General features: G+C 61.3%; 24 protein-coding genes and 1 other RNA gene. 22 read left to right on the top strand and 3 right to left on the bottom strand.

The annotated features are described in order from the left end of the window. Positions 1-698: 698 nt before the first annotated feature. The 6 genes from ABGT79_RS06665 (at position 699) to hisG (ending at position 4,576) form a co-directional block, all read left to right on the top strand. On the top strand, positions 699-962 hold the full coding sequence (locus tag ABGT79_RS06665) for a cell division protein ZapB (RefSeq protein ID WP_294445633.1): 264 nt from the start codon (positions 699-701) through the stop codon (positions 960-962). A 14-nt stretch (positions 963-976) separates the two neighbouring features. Then, positions 977-1,264, top strand: coding sequence for a cell division protein ZapA (locus ABGT79_RS06660; RefSeq protein ID WP_294484309.1), 288 nt, complete (start codon positions 977-979; stop codon positions 1,262-1,264). A 28-nt stretch (positions 1,265-1,292) separates the two neighbouring features. Continuing rightward, positions 1,293-1,474, top strand: a non-coding RNA gene (gene ssrS, locus ABGT79_RS06655) — 6S RNA. Positions 1,475-1,620: 146 nt separating this feature from the next. Next, positions 1,621-3,183 carry a ribonuclease Y gene (gene rny / locus ABGT79_RS06650; protein WP_346665541.1) on the top strand — a complete coding sequence of 521 codons (1,563 nt, stop codon included), beginning with the start codon at positions 1,621-1,623 and terminating at the stop codon, positions 3,181-3,183. Positions 3,184-3,255: 72 nt separating this feature from the next. Further along, complete coding sequence (hisI, locus tag ABGT79_RS06645; protein WP_346665540.1) at positions 3,256-3,660, top strand: phosphoribosyl-AMP cyclohydrolase; 405 nt, start codon at positions 3,256-3,258, stop codon at positions 3,658-3,660. 10 nt (positions 3,661-3,670) lie between these two features. Further along, positions 3,671-4,576, top strand: a complete 906-nt coding sequence (hisG, locus tag ABGT79_RS06640) for an ATP phosphoribosyltransferase (RefSeq protein ID WP_346665539.1) — start codon at positions 3,671-3,673, stop codon at positions 4,574-4,576. 734 nt (positions 4,577-5,310) lie between these two features. Here the strand turns inward: hisG and ABGT79_RS06635 are convergent. Next, on the bottom strand, positions 5,311-6,351 hold the full coding sequence (locus ABGT79_RS06635; RefSeq protein ID WP_346665538.1) for an aspartate-semialdehyde dehydrogenase: 1,041 nt from the start codon (positions 6,349-6,351) through the stop codon (positions 5,311-5,313). Positions 6,352-6,588: 237 nt separating this feature from the next. Between ABGT79_RS06635 and ABGT79_RS06630 the strand changes: the two genes are divergently transcribed. The 12 genes from ABGT79_RS06630 to nrdG all read left to right on the top strand — a co-directional run bounded on the left by ABGT79_RS06630 (position 6,589) and on the right by nrdG (position 15,904). Beyond that, positions 6,589-6,768 (top strand): hypothetical protein, encoded by a 180-nt coding sequence (locus ABGT79_RS06630; protein ID WP_294484301.1) that lies wholly within the window; start codon positions 6,589-6,591, stop codon positions 6,766-6,768. 38 nt (positions 6,769-6,806) lie between these two features. Then, positions 6,807-7,442, top strand: a complete 636-nt coding sequence (gene hisH / locus ABGT79_RS06625) for an imidazole glycerol phosphate synthase subunit HisH (protein ID WP_346665537.1) — start codon at positions 6,807-6,809, stop codon at positions 7,440-7,442. A 1-nt stretch (position 7,443) separates the two neighbouring features. Beyond that, positions 7,444-8,226, top strand: coding sequence for an imidazole glycerol phosphate synthase subunit HisF (hisF, locus tag ABGT79_RS06620; protein WP_294484510.1), 783 nt, complete (start codon positions 7,444-7,446; stop codon positions 8,224-8,226). Between the two features lie 103 nt (positions 8,227-8,329). Then, the gene (thrC, locus tag ABGT79_RS06615) at positions 8,330-9,769 is read left to right on the top strand and encodes a threonine synthase (protein ID WP_346665536.1); all 1,440 of its coding nucleotides are present in this window, start codon (positions 8,330-8,332) and stop codon (positions 9,767-9,769) included. An 18-nt stretch (positions 9,770-9,787) separates the two neighbouring features. Then, entirely contained in the window at positions 9,788-10,111 is a 324-nt protein-coding gene (locus ABGT79_RS06610) for a 4Fe-4S dicluster domain-containing protein (protein WP_346665535.1), read from the top strand. 196 nt (positions 10,112-10,307) lie between these two features. Then, positions 10,308-10,976 carry a YkgJ family cysteine cluster protein gene (locus ABGT79_RS06605; RefSeq protein ID WP_346666657.1) on the top strand — a complete coding sequence of 223 codons (669 nt, stop codon included), beginning with the start codon at positions 10,308-10,310 and terminating at the stop codon, positions 10,974-10,976. A gap of 2 nt (positions 10,977-10,978) precedes the next feature. Continuing rightward, the gene (locus ABGT79_RS06600) at positions 10,979-11,383 is read left to right on the top strand and encodes a hypothetical protein (protein ID WP_346665534.1); all 405 of its coding nucleotides are present in this window, start codon (positions 10,979-10,981) and stop codon (positions 11,381-11,383) included. After that, positions 11,380-12,039 (top strand): tetratricopeptide repeat protein, encoded by a 660-nt coding sequence (locus ABGT79_RS06595; RefSeq protein WP_346665533.1) that lies wholly within the window; start codon positions 11,380-11,382, stop codon positions 12,037-12,039. Before ABGT79_RS06600 ends, ABGT79_RS06595 begins: the two co-directional genes overlap by 4 nt. Positions 12,040-12,279: 240 nt before the next feature. Beyond that, entirely contained in the window at positions 12,280-13,986 is a 1,707-nt protein-coding gene (locus ABGT79_RS06590) for a putative sulfate exporter family transporter (RefSeq protein WP_346665532.1), read from the top strand. Positions 13,987-14,048: 62 nt separating this feature from the next. Further along, positions 14,049-14,318: a hypothetical protein gene (locus tag ABGT79_RS06585; RefSeq protein ID WP_346665531.1), complete on the top strand. Its 270-nt coding sequence runs from the start codon at positions 14,049-14,051 to the stop codon at positions 14,316-14,318. Between the two features lie 169 nt (positions 14,319-14,487). Further along, positions 14,488-15,372 carry a hypothetical protein gene (locus ABGT79_RS06580; RefSeq protein ID WP_294484285.1) on the top strand — a complete coding sequence of 295 codons (885 nt, stop codon included), beginning with the start codon at positions 14,488-14,490 and terminating at the stop codon, positions 15,370-15,372. A gap of 1 nt (position 15,373) precedes the next feature. Further along, on the top strand, positions 15,374-15,904 hold the full coding sequence (gene nrdG / locus ABGT79_RS06575; RefSeq protein ID WP_346665530.1) for an anaerobic ribonucleoside-triphosphate reductase activating protein: 531 nt from the start codon (positions 15,374-15,376) through the stop codon (positions 15,902-15,904). Positions 15,905-16,746: 842 nt separating this feature from the next. Here the strand turns inward: nrdG and nrdD are convergent. Both nrdD and ABGT79_RS06565 read right to left on the bottom strand, forming a co-directional pair. Further along, entirely contained in the window at positions 16,747-16,932 is a 186-nt protein-coding gene (gene nrdD / locus ABGT79_RS06570) for an anaerobic ribonucleoside-triphosphate reductase (protein WP_294484282.1), read from the bottom strand. An 11-nt stretch (positions 16,933-16,943) separates the two neighbouring features. Further along, entirely contained in the window at positions 16,944-19,232 is a 2,289-nt protein-coding gene (locus tag ABGT79_RS06565) for an anaerobic ribonucleoside triphosphate reductase (RefSeq protein ID WP_346665529.1), read from the bottom strand. Positions 19,233-19,732: 500 nt separating this feature from the next. Here ABGT79_RS06565 and ABGT79_RS06560 point away from each other — a divergent pair, with 500 nt between their 5' ends. Genes ABGT79_RS06560 through infB form a run of 4 tightly spaced genes read left to right on the top strand, consistent with a single transcriptional unit; the run spans position 19,733 to position 24,976 of the window. After that, the gene (locus ABGT79_RS06560) at positions 19,733-20,365 is read left to right on the top strand and encodes a hypothetical protein (RefSeq protein WP_346665528.1); all 633 of its coding nucleotides are present in this window, start codon (positions 19,733-19,735) and stop codon (positions 20,363-20,365) included. Further along, complete coding sequence (gene nusA / locus ABGT79_RS06555) at positions 20,362-21,642, top strand: transcription termination factor NusA (protein ID WP_294484279.1); 1,281 nt, start codon at positions 20,362-20,364, stop codon at positions 21,640-21,642. The genes ABGT79_RS06560 and nusA overlap by 4 nt, the downstream gene beginning before the upstream one ends. A 3-nt stretch (positions 21,643-21,645) precedes the next feature. Further along, positions 21,646-21,888, top strand: a complete 243-nt coding sequence (locus ABGT79_RS06550; RefSeq protein WP_294484278.1) for a YlxR family protein — start codon at positions 21,646-21,648, stop codon at positions 21,886-21,888. Then, positions 21,881-24,976: a translation initiation factor IF-2 gene (infB, locus tag ABGT79_RS06545; RefSeq protein WP_346665527.1), complete on the top strand. Its 3,096-nt coding sequence runs from the start codon at positions 21,881-21,883 to the stop codon at positions 24,974-24,976. Before ABGT79_RS06550 ends, infB begins: the two co-directional genes overlap by 8 nt. Positions 24,977-25,443 lie beyond the last annotated feature (467 nt).

The raw sequence follows: 25,443 nt of genomic DNA, 5'->3' as shown, positions 1-25,443 counted from the left end.
GGATGCAGGCTCGGCACGGTCGTCACGGCAGGCCGTGCGCTCCGTTGCCGCGGTCTGTCCTCCAGGTGCGGGACGTCTGCTCGACTCCCATTACGGCAGGAGCGCCCCCTGGGCTCCGTCCGGTCTCCAGAGGGACTGGTTTCCTCACGGCCTTCGCCTGATGTTTTCCGTGTTCGCAGCAGCGCCTGCGGGCCGCGTCTGTCCGCGCCTTTTTGGTCAGGGCGCGGAGAGCCGTGCTTCTGCTTGCCGCCGAAGAGTCCTTTTGCGCGGAGTGCGCTTGGTTCAGTTTGCGAGTGCGCCGCACGGCCGTGACAACGCGAGAGGACGGCGTTCGGCGTTCCAGAGATGAGAATGCCCTCCGTGCTCCCGAATTTTTCGCCGCTGACCGCATTTCCCAAGCGCTCGTCCGGCTTTTTCTCTGAAATCACGGCCGGTCCCGGGCCCGTACTTTCGGAACCGGAACTTCGGCCGCGTCTTTTTTGTTTTTTCTGCGAAGTTTGCCGATAGTGAGCGCTTTATCTACTTGCTCATCCGGCCTCCATAGTTTATCAATAAGGAAAGAGCGCAAGAAGAAACATTGCCGTCATTCCATGTTCTCTGCGCACTTGTAAAAAAGCCGGAAAACGTCCGGCATGTACAAAAATGCTCGGAATCGGCGCTGATTGTTTCCCGCCGGTTCTCAAGGAGATAGAAGAGTTATGGAAAAGTTGGAACTGCTGGCGCAGCGTATCGATAGTCTCATTCAGGAACTGGACCGACTCCGGGAGGAAAATCATCAGCTCCGTGAGGAAGGCAAGCGTCTTCGTGAAGACCTGGAGCTCGGGCAGATGGCTTCCGAGGAACTTCAGGAGCAGCTCAACCGCGAACGCAGCGTTCGCGACGAGGCCTGCAACAGGGTCGATGCGCTCATCAGCCGTATTCAGGATACGTTGCCTGCCGCTGAACCGCAGCAGAACGGTTAATGGCGGGCGGCCGCATGCACAGCTATCATCTTGACCTTTGCGACCTGCAGGTCGCGTTCCGTACCGAGGCCGATCCCGAACGGGTGGAAAGAGCCAGGAAGTACGTGGAGGAAAGATATAGCAGGGTCAAGGCGCAGGGCGGCCAGTTCGGCAGAGACAGGTTGCTGGTCATGCTGCTCATCAGCATGGCGGACGACCTGCTGGAACTGCAGGAGCGCCGCAGCCGGGAAGACGCCCGGCTCGACGAGCTGCTGCAGAGTTTGAAGGAAAACACGCCGGAGAAGACGGATACGGCTTCCTGAGCCGATCCGGCAGCGTTCCGGCAGCCCATATTCCCTGGGATGTGCGTGAGGAGCTGGCTTGCGCCGGCCTCACTAGCGTTAGCAGGGCGCCAGTCTCCGAGATGGTGTGCATACCCGCCGCAGGCGGGCAGCCTGAAGTCTCGGACAGGCGCCCACTTGGAGACCACAAGGTCTCGTGCCAGCAGCTTTTCACGGCATCCCGGGTTCCTTTTTTCCTTCTTCCGCACTTGTTCGCCCCTGAGGCGGAATATTCTCCCTCCCCTTTCGGAGCGCGGCGAGTCCGCGACAATCCGGCGCGCCTTCCGGCCGTTTCGGACATATCGGGTTTTGCCCGTCAGCATATTACAGGAATTATCATGGATGATATCGTTATTTACGCCTTCGCGCTGGTCAGTCTTGTGGCCGGCGCGCTGCTGGGCGTCTGCATACAGCGGCATGTGACCACCAAGCGCATCGGCGAGGCCAACGATCTGGCCAGCCGCATTGTGGAAGAAGCCCGCAAGGAAGCGCAGGCTCAGAAGAAGGAAATTCTTCTTCAGGGACAGAACGAAATTTTCAGCCAGAAGCACGCCTTTGAGATGGAGTGCAAGGATCAGGAACGCGCCCTCAAGAACCGTGAGAAAAAGCTCCAGGACATCAGCGACCGTATGGAAGAGAAGATGGAGCGCATCACGCAGAAGGAGCACGACATTCTGGCGCAGGAAAAGGAACAGACCCAGCGCGAGCGCGTGCTCGCCGAAAAGGAAACGCAGGTGGAGGCCAAGCTCGACGAGCAGGAACGCCGCCTTCAGGAAGTTTCCGGTCTGACGGCCGAAGAGGCCAAGACCCGCCTGTTCGAGGAAATTGAATCGCGCACCCGCCATGAAGCCGCCAAGATGATGCGCGTCATCGAAACCGAGGCCAAGGAAACCGCCGACAGAAAGGCCAAGGAAATTCTGGCCTGCGCCATTCAGCGCTACGCCGGCGACTATGTGGGCGAACAGACCGTGACGGCCGTCACCCTGCCGAGCGAAGACATGAAGGGCCGCATCATCGGCCGCGAAGGCCGCAACATCCGTGCGCTCGAAGCCGCCACCGGCGTGGATCTCATCATCGACGACACGCCGGAAACCGTGATTCTTTCCGCCTACAGCCCCATCCGCCGTCAGGTGGCCCGCATGGCTCTTGAACGCCTCATCCAGGACGGCCGCATCCATCCCGCCCGCATCGAGGACGTGGTTCATAAGTGCGAGCAGGAACTCGAAGTGCAGATCCGCGAAGTGGGCGAACAGGCCACCTTCGACGCCGGCGTTCACGGCATTCATCCCGACATCATCCGTCTGCTCGGTCAGCTCAAGTACCGCACGAGCTTCACGCAGAACGTGCTTCAGCATTCTCTGGAAGTTTCCGCCCTCTGCGGCATGATGGCCGCCGAACTCGGCATGGACATCAAGCGCGCCAAGCGCGCAGGTCTCCTGCACGACATCGGCAAGGCCGTGGATCACGAAGTGGAAGGCTCCCATGCGCTCATCGGTGCGGACATCGCCAAGAAGTACGGCGAAGGCAAGGACATTGTTCACGCCATTGCCGCCCATCATGAGGACGTGCATCCCGAAACGGCGCTTGCCGTGCTCGTGCAGGCGGCGGATTCTCTTTCCGGCGCAAGGCCCGGCGCGCGCAAGGAACTTTTGGAGAACTACGTCAAGCGCCTCGAAGATCTGGAAAACATTGCCGATTCCTTTGAGGGCGTGGCCAAGTCCTACGCCATTCAGGCGGGCCGCGAGCTGCGCGTCATCGTCAATTCGGACAACGTGGACGACGACAGCACCTACCTGCTCTGCAAGGACATTTCCGCCAAGATCGAGGAAAACCTCACCTATCCCGGTCAGATACGCGTCACGGTCATCCGCGAGCGCCGCGCCGTGGGCTTTGCCAAGTAAATCATCACACTGGCGTCATCATTGCAGCGTATAACGGCGTTCACAACGCACGTTTCAGAAGGATATCGTTCCATGAAGTTTCAAGCTCCGTCCGACTTCGTTCCCGATTTTTCCAAGTCCGGAGGTCTCATCGCCGCCGTGGCGCAGGACGCCGCCACCGGCGAAGTGCTCATGCTTGCCTGGATGAACCGGGAAGCCTGGGACGCCACGCTCGCCACCGGCGAGGCCCATTACTGGAGCCGCAGCCGTCAGAAGCTGTGGCACAAGGGAGAAAGTTCCGGCAACGTTCAGATAGTTAAGGCCATCCGCCTCGACTGCGATTCCGACGCCGTGGTGCTGGAAATCGAGCAGGTGGGCGGTTCCGCCTGCCACACCGGCAGAAGCAGCTGTTTTTATCGGCGGCTCACGCCCGGCAGCTCCGAAGCGACCATCTGCTGCCCGCAGGTGTTTGATCCTGCAGAAGTGTACAAGAAGTGAGGCTCATCTCATGAAAGCTCAGCTCAAGCTCGGCATTCCCAAAGGTTCTCTGGAAGAAGCCACCATCGCCCTTTTCGACAGAGCCGGGTGGAAGATTCATAAACATGTCCGCAACTATTTTCCCGATATCGACGATCCTGAACTGACGGCCCGTCTGTGCCGCGTGCAGGAAATTCCCGAATACATTCAGAACGGCATTCTCGACGTGGCCCTCACCGGCAAGGACTGGCTGGAAGAGCGCGGCGTTTCCTACGGCGGCAAGGAAGACAGCGACGCCCCCGTGGTGGTGATTTCCGACCTCGTGTATTCCAAGGTGTCGAACCGCAAGGCCCGCTGGGTGCTCGCCGTGGCCGGCGATTCCCCCTATCAGTGCGCGGCCGACCTGGAAGGCAAGCGCATTTCCACGGAACTTGTGGGCGTAAGCACCCGCTATTTCGAGAAGAAAGGCGTGCCGGTTCAGATTAATTATTCCTGGGGCGCGACCGAAGCCAAGGTTGTGGAAGGTCTGGCCGACGCCATCGTGGAAGTGACGGAAACCGAAACCACCATTCGCGCGCACGGCCTGCGCGTCATCGACGAAGTGATGGCCAGCAACACCGTGCTCATCGCCAACCGCGACGTGTGGAACGACCCCGACAGCCGCCGCAAGATCGAGCAGATTGATCTGCTCCTGCAGGGCGCGCTGCGCGCGGAAAGCTTCGTCTGCCTCAAGATGAACGCGCCCACCGCCCGTCTTGACGCCATTCTCGGCCTGCTGCCCGCCCTGAATTCCCCCACCGTGGCCTCGCTGCGCGATCCGGCCTGGGTGTCGCTGGAAACCGTGGTGGACACTCACGTGGTGCGTGATCTGATTCCTCAGCTGCATGCGCTGGGTGCGGAAGGCATTCTGGAATACAGCCTGAACAAGGTCATCTAGTTGACTTTGTTCTGACAAAGACGAACGGCCGGAAGCGACGATGGTTGCTTCCGGCTTTTTCGTCTGTGCGGACGTCGCGCGGCAAGCAGGAGTGCTGTCGATGGCGTGTGTCGGCGGCGCGCGGCGGCGCAATGGTGTTTCGAGCGACATCTGTGCGGCGCGGGGCGAGCGCATGCACGGAACGCTGTGTGCGGAAGGGGCTTGAACGTGACGGCGCGTCTGCGCGGGCATCGGATGCGGATTTTCGCATGAGCATGCAGGGCGGAAACATGCGGTCTTCACTGGCGGAAGCGCCGGATGCGGAGATCAGCGGGGCTTGCTTGCGGCGCAAGACCTTTTCAACGTCACGTCCTTCCGGGCGTCCCCTCCTTCCTTATCCTCGCGCCTCTCTTCGTCTCTTGCCCTTTCGGCTTCCTGACCTTCGATACTTCACGCGTCTCTGGGGCATGTCTCCCGCCTCCATCCCCGCCTCTCTCGCCTCCGGGGCTCTTCCGCGCACCCGAACCGTTTCCTTGGGCGTGGATGGCCGCTTCGCCGTTTGCGGCCGCGTCCGCTGGCGATGGTCCCTCCCGGCGCGTTTTTTCTCCCTTGGGAGCCTTTTTCTTCTCGGGCGCGGCACAGTTTTCCCTCCTGGGGACGGACGGCGTCTCGGAACATCGGCTCCGTGTCGAAAGCAAAAAAGAAGGCCGCCGTCCTTTGCTGGAACGGCGGCCTTTTTCCTGTCGGTTGGAGGACTACAGGAACATCTTGGGATTGACTACGGAAACGAGGTCGCGCTTGAGCAGTTCTTCGCCGATCTGCACGGCGTTGAGAGCAGCGCCCTTACGCACGTTGTCGGCCACGATCCACATGTTCAGGGAGTTGTCGCAGCTTTCGTCTTCACGAATGCGGCCCACGAACACGTCGTCTTCGCCGGCGGCGTCGATGGCGAGCGGATAGAGATTGGCGCGGGGGTTGTCCACCACCTGCACGCCGGGAGCCTGGGAAAGAATGACGCGGGCTTCGGCGGCGGTGAGCTTCTTTTCCGTTTCAATGTTCACGGATTCGGAATGGCCGTAGAACACGGGAACGCGGACGCACGTGGCGGTGACGCGGATGTTCGGATCGAGCATCTTGTGCGTTTCGTTCACCATCTTCATTTCTTCCTTGGTGTAGTCGTTGGCCTGGAAGACGTCGATGTGGGGCAGGCAGTTGAAGGCGATCTGATGAGGGTAGGCCTTGGGTTCGACATCCTGCATGTTGAAGAGGCGGCGCACCTGGGTTTCGAGTTCGTCGATGCCCTTCTTGCCCGTGCCGCTCACGGCCTGCATGGTGGTCACGATGATGCGCTTGATCTTGGCAGCGTCGTGCAGGGGCTTGAGGGCCACCAGCATCTGAATGGTGGAGCAGTTGGGGTTGGCGATGATGCCGTTGTGCTTTTCCAGATCGTCGGGGTTCACTTCGGGAATGACGAGGGGGCAGCGGTCGTCCATGCGCCAGGCGCTGGAATTGTCCACCACCACGCAGCCGGACGCCACGGCGTAGGGCGCAAATTCGGTGGATACGCTGCCGCCGGCGGAAAAGATGGCCAGATCAATGCCCTTGAAGGAGTCCTTCGTCAGTTCCTTGACCGTAATTTCGTCGTCTCCGAAGGGAACGCGGGTTCCGGCGGAACGGGCGGAGGCGAGAGCGGTGATGGAAGCGCAGGGAAAATGGCGTTCGGCAAGGGTTTTAAGCATTTCGCGGCCGACGGCGCCGGTAGCGCCGCACACAGCAACGTTCAGGGACTTCTTCATGGCGGGCAATTCTCCTGTTGCAAAACCTGCATAAGGGGCAAGTTTTTCATTATTGTAAAACGCATGTTTGCACCCGAGATGAAGAACTGTCAAGTCATGCGTGCTTTTTCTTTAATCTTACAAAATAATACCAATAAAATCAGAGTATTGAAAATACGACTTCTTTTTTGTTCCGCCGATGGGGAAGGGCTTGCGCTGTTTTACGTCTTGGTTATGATGACCGCAGGAGGATGCGACATGAAAACGTTTCTTGTGCCGCTCGCTCTTTTGATGCTGACGACGCTCTTTCTGACGGGCTGCATGCAGGAAGACACCTTCGACAGCGTCAAGGTCGATGGCGATATCACCACGGTGTTCAGAACGGGAAGTTCGCCTTCCCACATGTCGAGCCGGACCCGTACCGGCATCAGTTTCTAGCTCTTCGGAGCCGTTCATTTACAACACAGGTCATCCCGATGCTTGCCATTCTCGATTACAAGGCGGGGAACCAGACCAGCGTTCTGAGGGCGCTGCGTTCTCTGGACATACCCGCCGAAATTACGTCCGATCCTTCGGTCATTCTTGCCGCGGAAGGCGTGATCTTTCCCGGCGTGGGCGCGGCCGGTCAGGCCATGAATCAGCTCGTCTCCACGGGCATGGACAAGGTGCTGCGCGAGGTGGTCGCCAGAGGCAAGCCCCTGCTCGGCATCTGCCTCGGCTGCCAGATTCTGCTCGAACGCAGCGAGGAAAACAACGCCGAAACGCTCGGCATCGTGCCCGGCGAATGCCGTCGCTTCCGGCCGGAATGGCGCGACGGCGGGGAACCCATCCGCATTCCGCACATGGGCTGGAACACCCTTGAGGTGCGCCGTCCCTCGCGGCTTCTGGAAGGAGTTTCTCCCGACGCCCGTTTCTATTTCGTGCACAGCTACTACACCGTTCCCGCGCCGGAGCTCGTCATCGCCACGTGCCGCTACGGCGTGGAGTTCACGGCCATGTACGGACGTCCGGGCCTGTGGGCCGTGCAGTTTCATCCGGAAAAGAGCGGCCGCCCCGGGCTTGCGCTGCTGACGAACTTCTACCGCTATTGTCAGGAGGCCGCCCGTGTCTGAAATCAGCCATCTGAGCAAACGACTCATTCCCTGCCTCGACGTGCGCAACGGACGCCTCACCAAGGGCGTCAAGTTCGCGGGCAACGTGGACATCGGCGATCCGGTGGAAACCGCCCGCCGCTACTATGAGGAAGGCGCGGACGAAATAGTCTTCTACGACATTACGGCCTCCTGCGAGGCGCGCGGCATCTTTCTCGACGTGGTCGAAAAGGTGGCGAGCAACATTTTCATTCCGTTTTCCGTGGGTGGAGGCATCGCTTCCGTGGAGGACATGCGCGCCGTGCTGCTCGCAGGCGCGGAAAAGGTGTCCGTGAACTCGGCGGCCGTGAAGGATCCCTACCTCATCAGCCGCGGCGCCGACGCCTTCGGTTCGCAGGCCGTGGTGGTGGGCATGGACGTGAAGCAGGTGCCTGTGAGCGAAGCCTGCCCTTCTGGCTATGAAATCGTCATTCACGGCGGCCGCAAGCCCATGGGAATAGACGCCATAGCCTGGGCGCGTCGCTGCGAAGAACTCGGCGCGGGCGAGCTGTGCGTGAACTCCATCGACGCCGACGGCACCCTCGACGGCTACGAGCTCAACCTGACCCGCAAAATCTGCGACGCCGTGACCATTCCCGTCATCGCTTCCGGCGGCGCGGGCGCGCCGCAGCATCTTGTGGACGCCGTCACCCGCGGCGGCGCTTCCGCGGCGCTCGTGGCCTCCATCGTTCATTACGGCCAGTACACCATCGCCGAGCTGAAGGACTACATGGAAAAGGCCGGCGTGCCGGTGCGCCGGATCTAACCGGACGCGTCGTTTTTTGTCGTCCGGCCCGGAAGTTGTTGCGGCCGGGCGGCAAACATTCTATGCTTGCGCCTCAGATTCGACCATCACTCAGGAGTATGATATGTCACAGGATTTCCCCACGCGCCGCGCGCGCATGGAATACGTATGCATGAACTGCGGCCATCGCCATCCGGTGGACGCCCTGCTCTACACCTGCCCCGACTGCGGAGGAGTCCTTCTTCTTGAGGATCTCGACTTCGACGACATGAAGGCAAAGGGCGCGCAGTACTGGCGCGATCTGTTCGACGCCCGCCGAGCCACCCGTACCACGGCCCTGCGCGGGGTGTTCCGCTTCTACGAACTCATGGCTCCCGTTCTGGAAGAAGAAGACATCGTGTACCTCGGCGAAGGCGACACGCCCATCGTCGAGGCGTCGGCGGCGCTTCAGGCCAGGGTGGGACGCCGCTTCGCCTACAAGAACGACGGCATGAATCCCAGCGCCTCGTTCAAGGACCGCGGCATGGCCGGCGCGTACAGCTATCTCAGGTCGCTCGTGCGCAGAAACGGCTGGAAGGAAGTGCTCACCATCTGCGCCTCCACGGGCGATACTTCGGCCGCGGCGGCCATGTACGGGGCCTATGTGGGCGCGCCCATCCGCACCGTGGTGCTGCTGCCCCACGGCAAGGTAACCCCCGCCCAGCTTTCCCAGCCGCTCGGCTCCGGCGCGCAGGTGCTGGAAGTGCCCGGCGTGTTCGACGACTGCATGAAGGTGGTCGAATACCTCGCCGAACACTACCGCGTGGCCCTTCTCAATTCCAAGAACAGCTGGCGCGTGCTCGGTCAGGAATCCTACGCCTACGAAGTGGCTCAGTGGTACGCCTGGAACATGAAGGACAAGGCGCTCTTCATGCCCATAGGCAACGCGGGCAACATCACGTCCATGATTTCCGCCTGTCTCAAGATGTATCGCCTCGGCATCATTGAAGAACTTCCGCACATTGTGGGCGTGCAGTCCGAACACGCCGATCCGGTGTGGAGATACTACAGCCAGCCCAGGGAAAAGCGCGAATACCATGCCGTGACGGTGCAGCCCAGCGTGGCGCAGGCCGCCATGATAGGCAATCCGGTGTCCTTCCCCCGGGTGCGCAATCTCGTGGAGAAGTTCGAGGCGCTCGGCGGCCGCTTCGACGTGGTGCAGGTGACCGAACAGGCCATCATGGACTCCATGATTCTGGCCAACCGCCACGGACACATCGCCTGCACGCAGGGCGGCGAAAGCTTTGCCGGCATGCTGAAGGCGCAGGAACTCGGCCTGCTCGGCGAGAACGAATTCTGCGTGCTCGACTCCACGGCGCACGCCCTGAAGTTCGCCGGATTCCAGAACATGTATTTTGAAGACTCCTTCCCCGCCGAATACGGCGTGAAGGCCCGGCCGGAACTGGTGAATCATCCGAAGCTGCTGCTCACGGCCGAAGAGCGCGCCGCGCTGCCCGCCGGAGAGTTCACCAGAGCCGCGGCGCTGGCGGTGGCGAAGGCCGCCGGTCTCCAGGCCGCGGAATGAGCCGGAAGACCCGGCGTTTTGAGGAGATGCCGCTTGACAGCGTGTGTCGCACAGGCTATCCCTCATGCATCGGATACTCCGGACGGCGTATCCGCTCAACTCGGAATTATTAACTTGCGCCGAACTTTGTTCGGCCGAACACTGGAGGCTGTTATGGGCTACAAGATTACTTTTGATGCGGACAAGTGCGTCGGCTGCGGCCAGTGCGTGGACATCTGCCCCGTTTCCGTTTGGGAAATGCACGACGGCAAGAGCGATCCCGTGAACGCTGAAGAATGCCTGGGCTGCGAATCCTGCACCGGCGTTTGCGAACACGACGCCATCACCATCGAAGAAGACTAACGCCTGAGGAATTCCTCGGCGAGGGCGGCTCAGGCCGTCCGGGCCCGACGCGCTTGCGCCGAAGGCCGGCGGATGATCGGAGTCATCCGCAACGCTGACTGAACCGCTGCCCTGCAGCGGCCCATGTGAGCCTGTTGCCGCCGGATGGGCGTTGCTCATCCGGCGGTTTTTTAACCGTTTTTCAGTGGGAACTATGATGACCAACCCGGAATTGGACGCTATTTTTCAGGAATATGAACAGCTTGCCGCGCAGGCCGATCAGCTTTTCGAGCGAGTGAAGAACCAGTATCCTGAAGAGGTGGCCTGCGCCTCGGGCTGCAGCAGCTGCTGCCATGCGGCCTTCGATCTTTCCCTTGTGGAGGCCATGGCGCTGAACCGGGCGTTCAACAAGGAATTTGACTTCGGCATTCGTCGTTCCGCCGTGCTTCAGGCCGCGGGCGACGCCGACCGGCAGCTTGCCCGGCTGAAGCATCACTATTTCCAGCAGGCCAGACAGGGCATGTCCGACGAAGAAATCATGGTGGAAGCCGCCAAAGAACGGGTGCGCTGCCCTCTTCTCGGACTCGACGACACCTGCCTGCTTTATGAGCACCGGCCCATCACCTGCCGGCTCTACGGCATTTCCACCTCCATACACGGCAAGGCGCATGTGTGTGGAGAATGCCGCTTCAAAAAAGGACAGGCCTACCCCACCGTGGCTCTCGACCGCATTCAGGATCGTCTGGCCGACATGAGCCGCCGCATCGGCGCGGCCATAGGCTCCCGCTTCCGCGAACTGCACCGCGTGTACGTTCCGGTGTCCATGGCGCTCATCACCAAGTACGATGACGCCTATCTCGGCGTCGGTCCCATTCCCAAGGAGTAGCCATGTCCATTGCTTCCATTCTGCGCAGCGAAAAGCCCCGCGAGCTTACCGCCGAAGAGGAAAAGCTCAAGCGCGAGCTGTACGAGAGAATCTCGCCCCGTCGGCGCAAGTTCATCGACCGCATAGGCTACGACAAGTGGGATCCTTTCCCCGAGCCCAACGATCCTGTGGAAATTCGCACCGACGTCACCAAGCGCACGGCGCAGCAGCTCATGAAGGAATTTATGCGCGCCAAGAAATGCGAGGCGCAGCTTTCCGGCGAAGCGGAAGACTCCAGCGAAGCGTTCATTCAGGGCGCCATGGAAGCCGCCATAGGCGTGGTGAACAAGCAGGACAAGTTCCTCGGCGCCTATGAATTCGCCGCCTGGTACCATGAACTCCTAAAGAAGGAAGGTCACGTGCAATGAAAGACCGTTATACCGATATTCACGAATATATTCACGATCTTCAGGCAGAAATCGAAAAGGATCCCAAGTGCGCCATCCACCACTACAATCTCGGGGTGGCCATGCTCTCTCTCGGCGACTACGCCGAGGCTGAGGAATGCTTTCTGAACGCCGTTCGCAACTCCGGTCACATGGCCGAAGCGTTCGTGCAGCTCGGCGGACTCTGCCTGCGCCGCGGCGATCTCGACGGCTGCATGCAGTACAACAAGGAAGCGGCCCAGTGCCGTGCCAAGTTCCCGGTCGCCTGGGGCAACATCGGCTTCGTGCATCTGCAGAAGGGCGAAGTGGACGAGGCCATTGCCGCCCTGCACAAGGCCCTGACCTGGGATCCCAAGTATCTGCAGGCCCGCGCCACCTTCGCTTCCGCCCTGTACATGAAGGGCGAATACGAAAAAAGCGCCGAAATGAGCCGCATGGTCATTCAGCAGGAACCCTCCTTCGCTCCCGCGTGGAACAACCTCTCGCTGGCCTGCTTTGAGCTCGGCGAAGTGGAAAAGGCCAAGGAATACGCGGAAAAAGCGTGTGAATTCGGTTACGATGTCGCCGACGACTACTGGAAGCTTCTCACGGAGGCCTGCGAGAAGGCGGAAGAAAAGTCTTCCGGCGAATCTGCGTAATAATTTTTTTCGGGGCGGCAAGCCGCCTTCCTACCGGCGCAAAGTCTGCATAACAGGGCTTTGTCGCCGGTTTTTTTATGTCGGGCTCGTGACGAAGACGCACAGTGTGCGCATGAGTTCTTTGCAGGAAAAGCGGCAACTATCAGACAAATACTTGTCAATGGGGCATGAGTTTGTTATTGAAGGTACAAATGGGCCTGAGGAGAGTTTGTTTCTAATTTTTTAAGCAGGGGACTTTTTATGGCTAATGAGAACATAGTCGTTGACGATGGCCGTGCAAAATGGTCTGACCTCTGGCTGAAGGAAGACTATTGGGCGATCTGGATCGGTTTCTTCATCCTGATCATTTCCGGTCTCATCATGATGAACGGCCGTGCCGACATCGAAGCCCAGCTCAGCAAGTACGACGCTGTCATCGCCGCTGAGAAGGCCAAGCCCATCAAAACCATCGAACTGATTCAGGCCCAGGCCGGCAAGAAGGCCGTGGCCGGCAACAAGCTGCCCGCCGCCAAGACCATCATCGGCTACCTCAAGACTCCCGCCAAGTGGTCCGGCAATCCGATGAACTCCTTCGTGACGCACGCGGACGAATCGGCCAAGCCCGCCGCTGAAGCCGCCGCCAAGGCTGCCGCCGAAGCTCTCACCGTCGCCAAGGCCGCGCAGGACGCCGCTTCCGCCGCCTCCTTCCAGAACGCCGACCTGAACAAGGTTGCCGAAACCGCCATCGCCGACTGGCAGAAGGCCGACAGCGCCGCTTCCAAGGCCAAGGCCAAGATCGGTTCCGACACCAACCTCATTCCCAGCCTCATCATTCTCGGCATCAGCCTGGGCGTGATCACCGCCGTCGGCATGGGCGTCATGGGCGCCAACGTCGTTCAGTACTTCATCGGCTTCATCGGCGTGTACGTGCTGTGCGTGTTCGCGAACTTCCTCGGCGGCTACAAGCCCACGGCCACCTACGGCCTCAACGCCGAAATCTGGTCCATCATCGTCGGCATGGTGGTGGCCAACACCATCGGCACGCCCAAGTGGATGAAGCCCGCCGTGCAGGTGGAATACTTCATCAAGGCCGGCCTCGTGCTGCTCGGCGCCGAAGTGCTCTTCAACAAGATTCTCGCCATCGGCATCCCCGGCATCTTCGTGGCTTGGGTGGTGACGCCCATCGTGCTCATCTCCACCTACATCTTCGGCCAGACCGTGCTGAAGATGCCCTCCAAGACCCTGAACATCACCATTTCGGCCGACATGTCCGTGTGCGGCACCTCCGCCGCCATCGCCGTGGCCGCCGCCTGCCGCGCCAAGAAGGAAGAACTGACCCTCTCCGTCGGCCTCTCCATGGTGTTCACCGCCATCATGATGATCGCCATGCCTGCCTTCATCAAGGCCGTGGGCATGCCTGAAGTGCTCGGCGGCGCCTGGATCGGCGGCACCATCGACGCCACGGGCTCCGTGGCCGCCGCTGGCGCCTTCATCGGTCCCAAGGCTCTGCAGGTCGCCGCTACCATCAAGATGATCCAGAACGTGCTCATCGGCGTGAGCGCCTTCTGCGTGGCCATCTACTTCGCCACCAAGGTCGAAGCCCATGAAGAAGGCACGAAGGTCGGTCCCATGGAAATCTGGAACCGCTTCCCCAAGTTCGTCATCGGCTTCCTCGCTGCCTCCATCGTGCTGTCCACCATCGCCGGCAACCTCGGCGCTGATCTCGGCAACGCCCTGATCTCCAACGGCACCAACAAGATCACCGTGCCTCTGCGCGGCTGGTTCTTCGCCCTGGCCTTCATCTCCATCGGTCTGGCCACCAACTTCAAGGAACTCGCCGGCTACTTCAAGGGCGGCAAGCCCATCATCCTGTACGTCTGCGGTCAGTCCTTCAACCTGGCTCTGACCCTGCTGATGGCCTGGATCATGTTCTACAAGGTGTTCCCGGAAATCACCGCCAGCATCTAACCTGAACCGTTGAACTCGGTCCGCACCGTCGAAAGACGGTGCGGACACTGGATTTCTTGAAAATGATTTCTCTCTCCTCTTCTTCCAGCAGAAAAGTCGCATGGCTCAAGCTTGTGGCGCTCAGCATTGTCACATGGCTGTTTCTGGGGGAATTTCTCCCCTGGGTGTACGACGTGGTGCCCCCACTCCGGCATTCGAGGGATCAGCAGGCCAGGTTCGACATCTCGGCGGGAGCCATTTACTATACGGACGTGCCTGTATCGCTTGAGAGCGAAATGGCCTCCCGCGAGGCTGTGCAGAAGGCTATAGAGCTTCGGGCCTCTTCCTTGTAGTTTTTTTCCTGTTCGGAAAATGTAAAATGCCGCAGGCGATTGCCTTCGGCATTTTTTTTAGGGGGCAGGTTTCTATTGTTCTGCCGGCGTCCCCTGTGCTATTCTCTCCTCCGACGTCGTTTTCCGGCAGGGAAAGCGCGTCGGAATCTCAATTACCATGGAAAGTCATATGCAGCATATTGAAAGCATGGGGGACAAGTGGTTTGTCCTCGGAGTTGATGCCAGGCAGGTTGTCGGCGTGATGGCCACCACTCTGGAACTCGGCGGCAGCCGCCCCGTGTGGGGCATGAAGGACGAACAGGTGGAGCGTATGCTCATGGCCTGGCCGAGCGAGTCGCTTCTGCGCTCGTCGGTGCTCATGGCGGGCAAGCCGGACGGCAAGCTCTCCGCCGTGGCCGTGGCTCCTCTCATGGAAGGCTTCTCCAACACGCTCACCGTCAGGGACGTCTATCCCTGGAAGGGCGAGCACGCCGGCGAAATTCTTGCCGGAACCGACGATTTTCCGCCGTTCTGGTTTTACGCTCCGCTGTTTTTCCGCGACGGAGCCGGAGATGTGAAGGACAAGAGCTTCAACTTTCTCCTTTCCGGCCTGTGCTACGGCATTCGCCGCGCCCTTCTCGACGAACTGACCGTGACCCAGGGCCCCGCCTATGAAAAGCACGCACTGGAATGGATGAAGCAGCATCCCGACAAGACCCGTCTCGACGTGCCCGCGCTCAAGATACCGCTCAAGGGAAAAACGATCATCGACATCACCGATCACTGCTGCGAGTATCAGTGCCGCGCCAGAATCTTTGATGTGGACAGCTTCATGTTCGGGCCGGAAAAGTCGCAGATGAAGATTTATCGTTTCGGCGTGGGATTCGGCAATCCCGAAAAGCCGGTCTATGCCATCATCTACGCGCCCGAGCGCATCTGCTACAAGGGCTACGAGCCCAAGGAAGGCGACGACGTGGACATGATCTTCTGGATGCAGGGCCGCGTGGACGACACCGAAGGCAAGGTGGCTCCGGCAACGGAAGAAAGCGTCATTCCCGAACCGAACAAGGAATAACATGGACGCTCTGAAGGACATCATGCTGCGCGTGGCTGGCGTCATCGAGGAGTCCATCGTCGATGGACCGGGGCTCCGCTTCGTGCTTTTTCTTCAGGGCTGCCGCACGCACTGCAAAGGCTGCCAGAATCCCCAGACCTGGGACTTCAACGGAGGCACGCTGGTTTCGGCTGAGGACGTTCTGGCCCGCATTCAGGGCGATCCCCTGGTTCACGGCATCACCTTCAGCGGCGGCGAGCCCTTTGAGCAGGCGCAGGCGCTGCTGCCTCTGGCCGCCGAACTGAAGCGGCGCGGCTATCATCTCATGGCGTTCAGCGGCTACACCTTCGAGCAGCTTCTGCCGAAGCCCGGCTGTCGCGAATTGCTTTCCCTTCTGGATCTTCTTGTGGACGGACCGTTCATTGAGGAGGAAAAATCGCTGGAGCTGCGTTTCCGCGGCTCGCGCAATCAGCGCATTCTGAATCTGGCCGCGTCCAGAGACGCCGGCTGGACGCCCGTGCTGGACGCGCTGAACGGGCCTATCGAGCGCTAGGCATTTTTGACGCCTTTTGACGCATGGCGCGGGGAAGAGTCTCCCTTTTGTGGGCGGCTTTTCTCCGCGTTTTTTCATGGGCTTTTGTCCGCGGGGCGGACGCTTTTGTTCGGCGCAAAGGTGTTTTTGACGGCTTTGCCTGCGAAGGCATCAGGCCTCTGGGACGCGGAATGGACGCACAGGCGGGCTCGGGGCAGCGCGGAGAGGGGCGGAGCCTCAACTGTCGGAGCCGGCGATACGGGAGGGACTTCGGCAGATGAGCAGACCTCTGGCGGAACATGACGGAAGGTGCAGTCCGCTGCTCTGGAGTGGCAGACGGAGAGAGAGGCGCGGCGCAAAAAAGCGCAGCCTGCCGTGCCTGGGCTGTCGGACGGAGAGAGGTGTTTTGCGCATGCGACGGACAGTGCCCCCGTGTGACGAAAAATTCAGCCCGCTGTGCTTGAAATGTCGGACGAGGGGGAGAAGACGGGGCGTCTGGCGGAGCGGCGGGCGGATTTTCCGCGAACAGGGCTGTCCGTGTGTTTTGCCGGGGGGGCCGGTATAGCTGTTTTCCGCGCTCACGGGCCCGTTTGCGGCACAGTATTCGCTTTTTTCATCAGGAAGTCGGGCCGGATCATTCTGCGCCTCAGGCGGCGCGTGCGGCCCCGTGGAGATCCGTGGAGCTCCGGGGAAATCCTGAGGAACCGGGGAATCCGCGCCGGAGCGAGGCTCCTGCGCCGCGGCAGGGCTCAGCCCCGGGCGCTTTTTTGGAAAGGCGGCGAGAGCTCCTCACGCTTTGGGCATGAAAAAAGGGACGGGCCCCAAAAGGCCCGTCCCGCATGTTTTTCAGCCGCAGGACCGGATTACTTCCAATTGTCCATGCTGCAGTGCTTGACGCGATCACGCTCTTCCGCGGCCTTGCCGTCGTTGAAGCGGTCGAGAGTACCTACGAGGTAACCGGTGATGCGGCGGATACGCTCGAACTTGACATTGGAACCGACGAGAATCTGATCGGTGGTGGCAGCCACATCGGACTTGCAATGGATCATGAGAACGCTCCTTAGAGTTTGATATTCGGAATTTTGTCATGGGCTTCGCTGCGTTCGTCGCTGGTGCGGCTGTCGCGGATATAGCCCTTGATCTGTTTCAGAACGGAAAGAGGAATGCCTTCGCCGTCGTGTCTGCCGCAGCGGGGGCAGACGTCGCCGATGATTCCAGTATAGCCGCATACGGGATCGCGGTCGACGGGATGGTTGATGGAACCGTAGCCGATGCCCATTTCCTTCATGGCCTTGACGATGTCTTCAAAGGCCTCAAGGTTGTTGAGCGGATCGCCGTCCACTTCCACATAGCTGATGTGGCCGCCGTTGGTCAGGGCGTGGTACGGCGCTTCAAGACGTATCTTGTTGAACGCGTTGATGGGGAAGTACACCGGAATGTGGAAGGAGTTGGTGTAGTAGTCCCTGTCGGTGATGCCGGGAATGCTGCCGAAGAGCTTGCGGTCGTACTTGACGAAGCGGCCGGCGAGGCCTTCGGCGGGGGTGGCGATCACGGTGAAGTTCAGTCCGGTTTCCTCGCCCTTGGCGTCGGAGCGCTCGCGCAGGGTGCGCACGATGCGCAGGCCCAGTTCCTGCGCTTCTTCGGATTCGCCGTGATGCACGCCGATGAGCGCCTTCAGGCATTCGGCGAGGCCGATGAAGCCGGTGGTCAGGGTGCCGTGCTTGAGCACTTCGCCCACTTCGTCGCCGGGGGCCAGGCTTTCGGAATCCAGCCAGATGCCCTGTCCCATGAGGAAGGGATAGTTGCGGCAGCGCTTGTGACTCTGAATTTCGAGGCGCTCAAGAAGCTGACCGAAGACGAGATCGATCTTTTCGTTGAGTTCCTCGAAGAATCCTTCCACGTCGCCGCGGTGCTTGAGGCCGAGGCGGGGCAGGTTGATGGACGTGAACGAGAGGTTGCCGCGGCCGAAGGTGGTTTCGCGTTCGGGGTCGTAGCGGTTGGCCATGACGCGGGTGCGGCAGCCCATGTAGGCGACTTCATGGTTGGGATCGTCGCCCTTAAGATAGGGGGCGTTGAAGGGCGCGTCCATGAAGGAGAAGTTGGGGAACAGGCGCTTGGCGGACACGCGGCAGGCGAGCTTGAACAGGTCGTAGTTGGGATCGCCGGGGTTGAAGCTGTAGCCGTCGCGCACCTTGAAGATGTGGATGGGGAAAATGGGCGTTTCGCCGTTGCCGAGACCCGCGTCTTCAGCCAGCAGGGTGTTCTTGATGACCATGCGGCCTTCGGGCGTGGTGTCGGTGCCGTAGTTGATGGAGCTGAAGGGAACCTGAGCGCCGGCGCGGCTGTGCATGGTGTTCAGGTTGTGGATCAGTCCTTCCATGGCCTGATAGGTGTCCTTGTCGGTCTTGGCGAGGGCCTTGTCGATGACGTGGGCGGCTTCCTTTTCGGAAAGGCGGGTCATGAGCTGCTGCTTCACGAAGTCGAGGCCTTCCTCGTTGAGGATGGACCGGAAGGAGGCGTATTCGCCCGTGGGGAAGGCGCGGGAACGCAGCGCGGTCTTCACTTCGTTGCGGAAGTCTTCGGGCGCGTCGCGCATGTCGAGGGCGAGGTCGATGTTCTTGATGAAGCTGCGGGCCACGCCGGGAGCGAGACCGTATTCAAAGTTCGGAATGCTCTGGCCGCCGTGCTGATCGTTCTGGTTGGACTGGATGGCGATGCAGGCGAGGGCGCTCGCGCACTGAATGCTGTTGGGTTCGCGCAGGAAGCCGTGACCGGTGTTGAAACCGCCGTTGAACAGCTTCTTGATGTCGATCTGGCAGCAGGTCGTGGTGAGGGAGAGGAAGTCGAGGTCGTGAATGTGAATGTCGCCTTCCTCGTGCGCGCGGCTGTATTCGGGCGAGAGCAGATAGTTCTTGTAGAAGGCCTTGGCAGCCTCGCTGCCGTAGCGCAGCATGGTGCCCATGGGCGTATCGCCGTCGATGTTGGCGTTTTCGCGTTTGAGGTCCAGCTCCTTGGCGTCGGTGAAGGAGAGATCCTTCAGCGTGTTCATGAGTCTGGTCTTCATTTCGCGCACGCGGGTGCGTTCGTTGCGGTAGAGAATATACGCCTTGGCGGTGCGGGCATGACCGGCTTCGATGAGCACCTTTTCCACGAGATCCTGCACGTGTTCGACGTCGGGCGTGTCGCCGCCTTCGGCCTCGAGCATGTCGAGCACCTGATCGGCGAGGTTGCGGGACATGGCGCGATCGGTGCCGCCCTGAGCCTTCGCCGCTCGGAAGATCGCCTCATCTATCTTGGCGATGTCAAAGGGAACCACTCGAGAATCGCGTTTTTTGATGAAGCGAATCATAACCTGTACAACCTGTGTATTCCTTGTGAAGCCTGGGGAATCCTGGAGAGGCCAGGAAAAGACGCAGCTACCCGGCTTTTGTGGCAACTGCGCGGATATAAAGACAAAAATACTCGGGACTCATGCCTTGCGGCGCACGTTTTTCGATGCGCGGAGCCAGGATGAAAAGGCATGTTTACCGACCTGAGAAGAAGAGCCTAGCGTGCCGAGGGGAGTGGGTCAAGCATCGTTTGGAAAAGAACTGAAGGTTATCCGATGCTCTCATGATGAGATTCGTCTCGGGGCGCGGCTCCCGGGCGGCCCAAAAAAATTTTTGTGCAGCGGGGGGGCGCGGAGGAGCTCTTGACAAGGGCCGTCGTCATGGGTAAAACGTCTTCACGCAGTGGAAGGCGGGGGCTGTTTCAGCTCTGTCTTTCTACATCCTGATGCACCGCGCAAGGCGGTCTGGTAGGGGTGGCCTGACGACGGCCTCCCTTTTTTTATTATATAAGGTATGATGCATGGGAAAAGGACTTTCTCCTGAACAGATCGTCCGCCGCGTCCGCGAGGCGGCGGAACCTGTCGTCGCGTCGTTCGGCCTGATGCTCTGGGGCATCGAGGTTGTGGCGGGCGGGCGCACAGTGGTGCGCGTGTATGTGGACGCCCCCGCCGGCGGCGACGTTGCCGAGGGTGGCAACAACGGTGAGGACGGCATGCTGGAAGGCGTGTCCGTGGATCAGTGCGCGGAAATTTCCCGTATGGTGGGTCTGGCCCTTGAGGTCGACGAGGTGTTTGCCGACGCCTGGGTGCTGGAAGTGTCCTCCCCGGGCATGGATCGGCTGTTCTTTGAGCCCGCGCAGCTTTCTCCCTACGTCGGGCAGGAGATAGACGTGACTCTTGCGGATCCCCATCCCGAGATCGCCGGTCGGCGCAAGTTCCGGGGACCGCTCGTGAGCGCTTCGGACAACGCCTTCGTCGTGGAGGTGCTTCTTGCGCCCGTTGCGGGCGAAAAGCCCGTTCCCTCCAATGTTTCCATTCGATGGGACTGGGTAAGAAAGGCGCGCCTCGTCCCTGTTTTTCCTGACACCAGCAAGCCCGGAGCCGGAAAGAACGCGAAAAAAGCTGCCGGCAAAGGCGGAGGTAAGCAAGCATGAGCCTGGAACTGAAGAAAGCCATTGAACAGATCAGCAAGGACAGAGGGCTGGATCGCGATATGCTCATCAGCACTCTTGAGGAAGCCGTGCGCACGTCGGTGACCCGCAAGTACGGCGATGATCTGGACGTGGAAGTGCATTACAGCGACGACACCGGCGACATCGAGGTGTTCCAGTTCAAGTTCGTCGTGGACGAGGTGGAGGATCCGCTCACTCAGATTTCCCTGGAAGAGGCCCGTCAGCACGATCCTTCCATTCAGATCGACGACGAAATGGGTTTCCGCCTCAAGGTGGAGGATCTCGGCCGCATTGCCGCCCAGTCCGCCAAGCAGGTCATCATCCAGCGCATGCGCGACGCCGAGCAGGAACTCATTTACGAGGAATTCAAGGACCGCGTGGGCGAAATCGTGAGCGGCATGGTGCAGCGCCGCGACAAGGGCGGCTGGGTCATCAACCTGGGCCGTACCGAGGCCCTGCTGCCCCGCGAGGAACAGATTCCCAGAGAACATTACAAGCGCAACGACCGCATTCAGGCGCTCATCATCGACGTGCGCCGCGAGGGCCGCGGTCCGCAGGTCATCATTTCCCGCGCGCACCGCGACTACATGGCCGCGCTCTTCCGCCGCGAAGTGCCCGAAGTGGACGACGGCAGCGTGCAGATCATGGGCGTGGCCCGCGATCCCGGTTCCCGCGCCAAGGTGGCCGTGCTCTCCCGCGAGCGCGACATCGATCCCGTGGGCGCCTGCGTGGGCGTGCGCGGATCCCGCATTCAGAACATCGTGCAGGAGCTGCACGGCGAGCGCATCGACATCGTGGTGTGGAGCCCCGATATCGCCACCTACGCCCGCAACGCGCTGGCTCCGGCTCTGGTGTCGCGCATCAACGTGGACGAGGCTTCCAACCTTCTGGAAGTCACCGTGCCGGACGATCAGCTCACCAACGCCATCGGCCGCAAGGGTCAGAACGTGAAGCTCGCGGCCAAGCTCCTCGGCTGGAAGATCGACATCTTCACCGAGTCCCGCTACCACGAAGCCAACGCCGCCGGCCGCGGTCTGGAACAGGTGGCCAGCGTGGCCGAGATTCCCGTGGACAGACTGATGGACGCCGGTTTCCGTTCTCTCGACGCCCTGCGCGCCGCCTCGGACGACGAGCTTGCCGAAAAGCTTGAGCTCTCCGCCGCGCGCATTGCCGATCTGCGCGCCGCCGTGAACTTCCTCAGCCCCGTTGTGGAAGGCGAAGGCGCCGAAGAGGAAAAGGCGGAAGCCGGAGAGGAATAGAGCATGGAGAACAGGCAGGAGCCCGTGCGCATGTGTGTCGTATGCCGACGGCGTTTTGCCAAGTCGCGGCTCCTGCGTCATGTGTCTGCCCCGGAAGGCGCTGCCGCCGGCAACGGCCTTGAAGCAGATCACGCGCAGACCAGGCCCGGACGAGGCTGGTACGTGTGCGATGATCCGGTCTGCCGGGAGCGTTTTGCGGGCATGAAATTCAGGCGCAAATCTCACAAGGGGAGAAAGCATGGATAAGATAAAGATAAAAGATGCCGCGCTCGAACAGGGCATGAAGCCCGAAGAGCTTGTTGCCCGCCTGCGCGAGGCCGGGATAGAAAAGACGGTGAAAGGGTCCATCTCCCCGGAAGAATACGAAAAAGTCAAGGTTAAAAAGTCGGAGGCCTCTGTGGAAGTTGTCCGCAAGGACGTTATTATACGTCGTCGTTCCAAGCCGGCAGCGGCGCAAGCTCCTGCCGCTCCCGTAGTCGAAGAGAAGGCCGCGGCGCCCGCCGCAGCCCAGACTCCCGCCGCTCCCGAAGCCGAAGCTGCGGAAAAGGCCGCGCCCGCCGCGGAAAAGGCCCCGAAAAAGGCCAGAACGCCCCGGGAAGCCGCGCCTGTGGCGCGCATCGTGCGCCCCGCCCGCGTGGTGACTCCGGAACCCGAGCCCGCGCCGGCTCCTGCCGCCAAGGTGGTGGAGAAGCCTGCGGTCGAAAAGCCCGCTGCGGAAAAGAGCGCGCCGGAAAAGCCCGTTGCGGCCAAGGTGGTGGAAAAGCCCGCCGACGAGGCTGCGGACAAGACGGCCCCCGCCCGCAGGACGGAGGCTCCCGCTGCCCGCATCGTGACGCCCCGCCCCGCGCCCGCTCCCGCGAAGGAGGAAAAGCCGGAAGTTCGTCCTGCCGCTTCGGCTGAACCGGCGAAGTCCGAACGCGCCCGCAGAGCTCCTGCGGCTTCCGCCGAGCCGGAAGGCTCTTCCCAGCCCAGCCTGCTGCCTCCCGTGCAGGAACGCCGTCACGTCTCCGAAGAGCATGAAGGCGAAGACGCCCGCAAGAAGGCCCAGCCCGCCGCCGACGGCACGCCCCGCGTGCGCGTCATTTCCCGCCCCGATCCCACGCAGGCCCGCATCATTCGTCCCGCGTCTCCCTCGGAGAACCGCTCTTCCCGCGACGGCGACAATCGTCGCGACGGAGGTCGCCGCGACGCGCGTCCCGTGCGTCCCGACGCCCGCGACGGTCGCGACGGTCGTGACGGCCGCGACGGCCGCGACGGAGACAATCGCGACAACCGTCGCTCCGGCGGCAACCGTCCTTCCGGCAATCGTCCGGCGGGCGGCCGTTCCGCCGGCGGTTCCTTCACGCCGCCCTTCGGTCAGCAGCCTCCCATGGAAAACGAGCAGAGCCGCAAGAAGCGCAACAGCAAGAGCCGTCGTTCCACCGACTTCCCGCAGGACGCCGACGATTTCAGCCGTCGTCACGGCGGCCCCGACATGGATGACGACGAGGGCATGGTCCGCACCCGCCGCTCGCACAAGCCCAAGAAGCAGCAGCATCAGGCGGTGAGCCAGTCCACTCAGCCCATGAAGGCCACCAAGCGCAAGATTCGCGTGGAAGAATCCATCCGCGTGTCGGAACTGGCCCATCAGATGGGCGTGAAGTCCAGCGAAGTCATCAAGGTTCTGTTCGGTCTCGGCGTGATGGCCACCATCAACAACGCCCTCGACATCGACACCGCCACGCTCGTGGCTTCGGAATTCGGCTACGAAGTGGAAAAGGTGGGCTTCTCCGAAGAAGATTACCTCGTGCCCACCGTGGTGGATACGCCCGAGATGCTCAAGCCCCGTCCTCCGGTGGTGACCATCATGGGCCACGTCGACCACGGCAAGACCTCTCTGCTTGACGCCATCCGCAAGACCAGCGTGACCAGCGGCGAAGCGGGCGGCATTACGCAGCACATCGGCGCGTATCTCGTGAAGACCAAGCGCGGCGACATCGTGTTCCTCGACACGCCCGGTCATGCGGCCTTCACCGCCATGCGCGCCCGCGGCGCGCAGGTGACCGATCTCGTGGTGCTCGTGGTCGCCGCCGACGACGGCGTCATGGAACAGACCCGCGAAGCCATCAACCACTCCCGCGCCGCCGGCGTGCCCATTCTGGTGGCCGTGAACAAGATAGACAAGGAAACCGCCAATCCCGACCGCGTGCTCCGCGAGCTCTCCGAACTCGGACTGCAGCCCGAAGCCTGGGGCGGCGACACCGTGGTGGCCATGGTTTCCGCCAAAACGGGCAAGGGCCTCGACGATCTTCTGGAACTCATCGCCCTCCAGGCCGAAATTCTGGAACTCAAGGCCAATCCCGACAAGCCCGCCCGCGGTCACGTGGTGGAAGCCAAGCTCGACAAGGGCCGCGGCCCCGTGGCCACAGTGCTCGTGCAGGAAGGCACGCTGCATCAGGGCGACGTGTTCGTGTGCGGCGTGTTCTCCGGCCGCGTTCGCGCGCTCTTCAACGATCAGGGCCGCAAGATCAAGGAAGCCGGACCTTCCATGCCTGTGGAAATCCAGGGCTTTGAAGGCGTGCCGGAAGCCGGCGACGAGTTTGTGTGCCTCGAAGATGAAAAGACGGCCCGCCGCATCGCCGAATCCCGCGCCACCAAGCTGCGCGAGAAGGAACTGGCCAAGGTGTCCCGCGTGACCCTTGAAAACTTCCTCAAGCAGAGCGCGGACGCGCAGGAAACGCAGGTGCTCAACGTGGTTCTCAAGGCCGACGTGCAGGGCTCTCTGGAAGCCATTACCGAGTCGCTGCGCAAGCTCAGCACCGACAAGGTGCGCATCGACATCATCCACGGCGGCGCGGGCGCGATTTCGGAATCCGACGTCATGCTGGCTGCGGCGTCCAATGCCATCATCATCGGCTTCAACGTCCGTCCCACGGCCAAGGTCAAGGAAGTGGCCGAACAGGAACAGGTGGACATCCGCTTCTACGACATCATCTACAAGCTGGTGGACGAGATCAAGAGCGCCATGGCCGGCCTGCTGGCTCCCGTGTCCAAGGAAGTGTATCTCGGTCAGGCCGAAGTGCGTCAGACCTTCTCCGTGCCCAAGGTCGGCCTCATTGCGGGCTGCATGGTTACGGACGGCAAGCTCACCCGCACCGCCAACGTGCGCCTGCTGCGCGACGGCGTGGTGGTGTACACCGGCAAGATCGCTTCCCTCAAGCGCCTCAAGGACGACGCCCGCGAAGTCGTGCGCAACCTTGAATGCGGCGTGGGCCTCGACAACTTCCACGACATCAAGGTCGGCGACGTCATCGAAGCCTTTGAAGTGGTGGAGGAAGCGGCCTCTCTGGACTGATGATCCAAAGAGCGCGCGTTGAACGGGCGGCGTCTGCCGTCTGACAATGACATACCCTGAGGGGCGGAAGGAGCGATCTTTCCGCCCTTTTTTGTCGCCAGACTGGGCGCGAATACCATACCTGCGGCGCTGCGGGCCGTGGCGCGCCCTGCACGGCGCGGAGCCGAAAGACCTGAGCAAAGGGCTCAGGGAAGCGCAGAGCGCGGGAGAGCGGCGGAGAGGGACTCTGGAAGGCGCGTCGGCGCCGGAGTCGAAGGGGCCGTTTGCCTCATGTTCCGAGTTCTTAGGTGCGGCGCACGGGGGAGAAAGCGTGCTGGAGGGAGTGGGGAAATTTCCGGCGTGATTTCCCGAGGCTTTTCCGGTTTCCGGCAAGAGCTGCGTGCGTCCGGCGCTCAGGCGCGGCGTCCTTGAGTCCGAAGCCTTTCCCGGCAAAGTCGGCGCGCATTCGGTCTTTTACGCGCATTTTC

Source organism: uncultured Mailhella sp. (assembly GCF_963931295.1).
In the GTDB taxonomy this organism is placed as follows: Bacteria; Desulfobacterota; Desulfovibrionia; order Desulfovibrionales; family Desulfovibrionaceae; genus Mailhella.
This window is presented reverse-complemented; position numbering and strand designations above follow the sequence as displayed.

Bases quoted from the DNA above. Each gene is read 5' to 3' on its own strand.
- ABGT79_RS06635 (WP_346665538.1), bottom strand. From the start codon at position 6,351: ATGAAGAAGTCCCTGAACGTTGCTGTGTGCGGCGCTACCGGCGCCGTC.
- rny (WP_346665541.1), top strand. From the start codon at position 1,621: ATGGATGATATCGTTATTTACGCCTTCGCGCTGGTCAGTCTTGTGGCC.
- nrdD (WP_294484282.1), bottom strand. From the start codon at position 16,932: ATGATCCATTGCAAGTCCGATGTGGCTGCCACCACCGATCAGATTCTC.
- ABGT79_RS06560 (WP_346665528.1), top strand. From the start codon at position 19,733: ATGGGAAAAGGACTTTCTCCTGAACAGATCGTCCGCCGCGTCCGCGAG.
- ABGT79_RS06590 (WP_346665532.1), top strand. From the start codon at position 12,280: ATGGCTAATGAGAACATAGTCGTTGACGATGGCCGTGCAAAATGGTCT.
- hisI (WP_346665540.1), top strand. From the start codon at position 3,256: ATGAAGTTTCAAGCTCCGTCCGACTTCGTTCCCGATTTTTCCAAGTCC.
- nrdG (WP_346665530.1), top strand. From the start codon at position 15,374: ATGGACGCTCTGAAGGACATCATGCTGCGCGTGGCTGGCGTCATCGAG.
- ABGT79_RS06630 (WP_294484301.1), top strand. From the start codon at position 6,589: ATGAAAACGTTTCTTGTGCCGCTCGCTCTTTTGATGCTGACGACGCTC.
- hisH (WP_346665537.1), top strand. From the start codon at position 6,807: ATGCTTGCCATTCTCGATTACAAGGCGGGGAACCAGACCAGCGTTCTG.
- hisG (WP_346665539.1), top strand. From the start codon at position 3,671: ATGAAAGCTCAGCTCAAGCTCGGCATTCCCAAAGGTTCTCTGGAAGAA.
- infB (WP_346665527.1), top strand. From the start codon at position 21,881: ATGGATAAGATAAAGATAAAAGATGCCGCGCTCGAACAGGGCATGAAG.
- nusA (WP_294484279.1), top strand. From the start codon at position 20,362: ATGAGCCTGGAACTGAAGAAAGCCATTGAACAGATCAGCAAGGACAGA.
- thrC (WP_346665536.1), top strand. From the start codon at position 8,330: ATGTCACAGGATTTCCCCACGCGCCGCGCGCGCATGGAATACGTATGC.
- ABGT79_RS06595 (WP_346665533.1), top strand. From the start codon at position 11,380: ATGAAAGACCGTTATACCGATATTCACGAATATATTCACGATCTTCAG.
- ABGT79_RS06605 (WP_346666657.1), top strand. From the start codon at position 10,308: ATGACCAACCCGGAATTGGACGCTATTTTTCAGGAATATGAACAGCTT.
- ABGT79_RS06660 (WP_294484309.1), top strand. From the start codon at position 977: ATGCACAGCTATCATCTTGACCTTTGCGACCTGCAGGTCGCGTTCCGT.
- ABGT79_RS06600 (WP_346665534.1), top strand. From the start codon at position 10,979: ATGTCCATTGCTTCCATTCTGCGCAGCGAAAAGCCCCGCGAGCTTACC.
- ABGT79_RS06665 (WP_294445633.1), top strand. From the start codon at position 699: ATGGAAAAGTTGGAACTGCTGGCGCAGCGTATCGATAGTCTCATTCAG.
- ABGT79_RS06585 (WP_346665531.1), top strand. From the start codon at position 14,049: ATGATTTCTCTCTCCTCTTCTTCCAGCAGAAAAGTCGCATGGCTCAAG.
- ABGT79_RS06565 (WP_346665529.1), bottom strand. From the start codon at position 19,232: ATGATTCGCTTCATCAAAAAACGCGATTCTCGAGTGGTTCCCTTTGAC.
- ABGT79_RS06580 (WP_294484285.1), top strand. From the start codon at position 14,488: ATGCAGCATATTGAAAGCATGGGGGACAAGTGGTTTGTCCTCGGAGTT.
- ABGT79_RS06550 (WP_294484278.1), top strand. From the start codon at position 21,646: ATGGAGAACAGGCAGGAGCCCGTGCGCATGTGTGTCGTATGCCGACGG.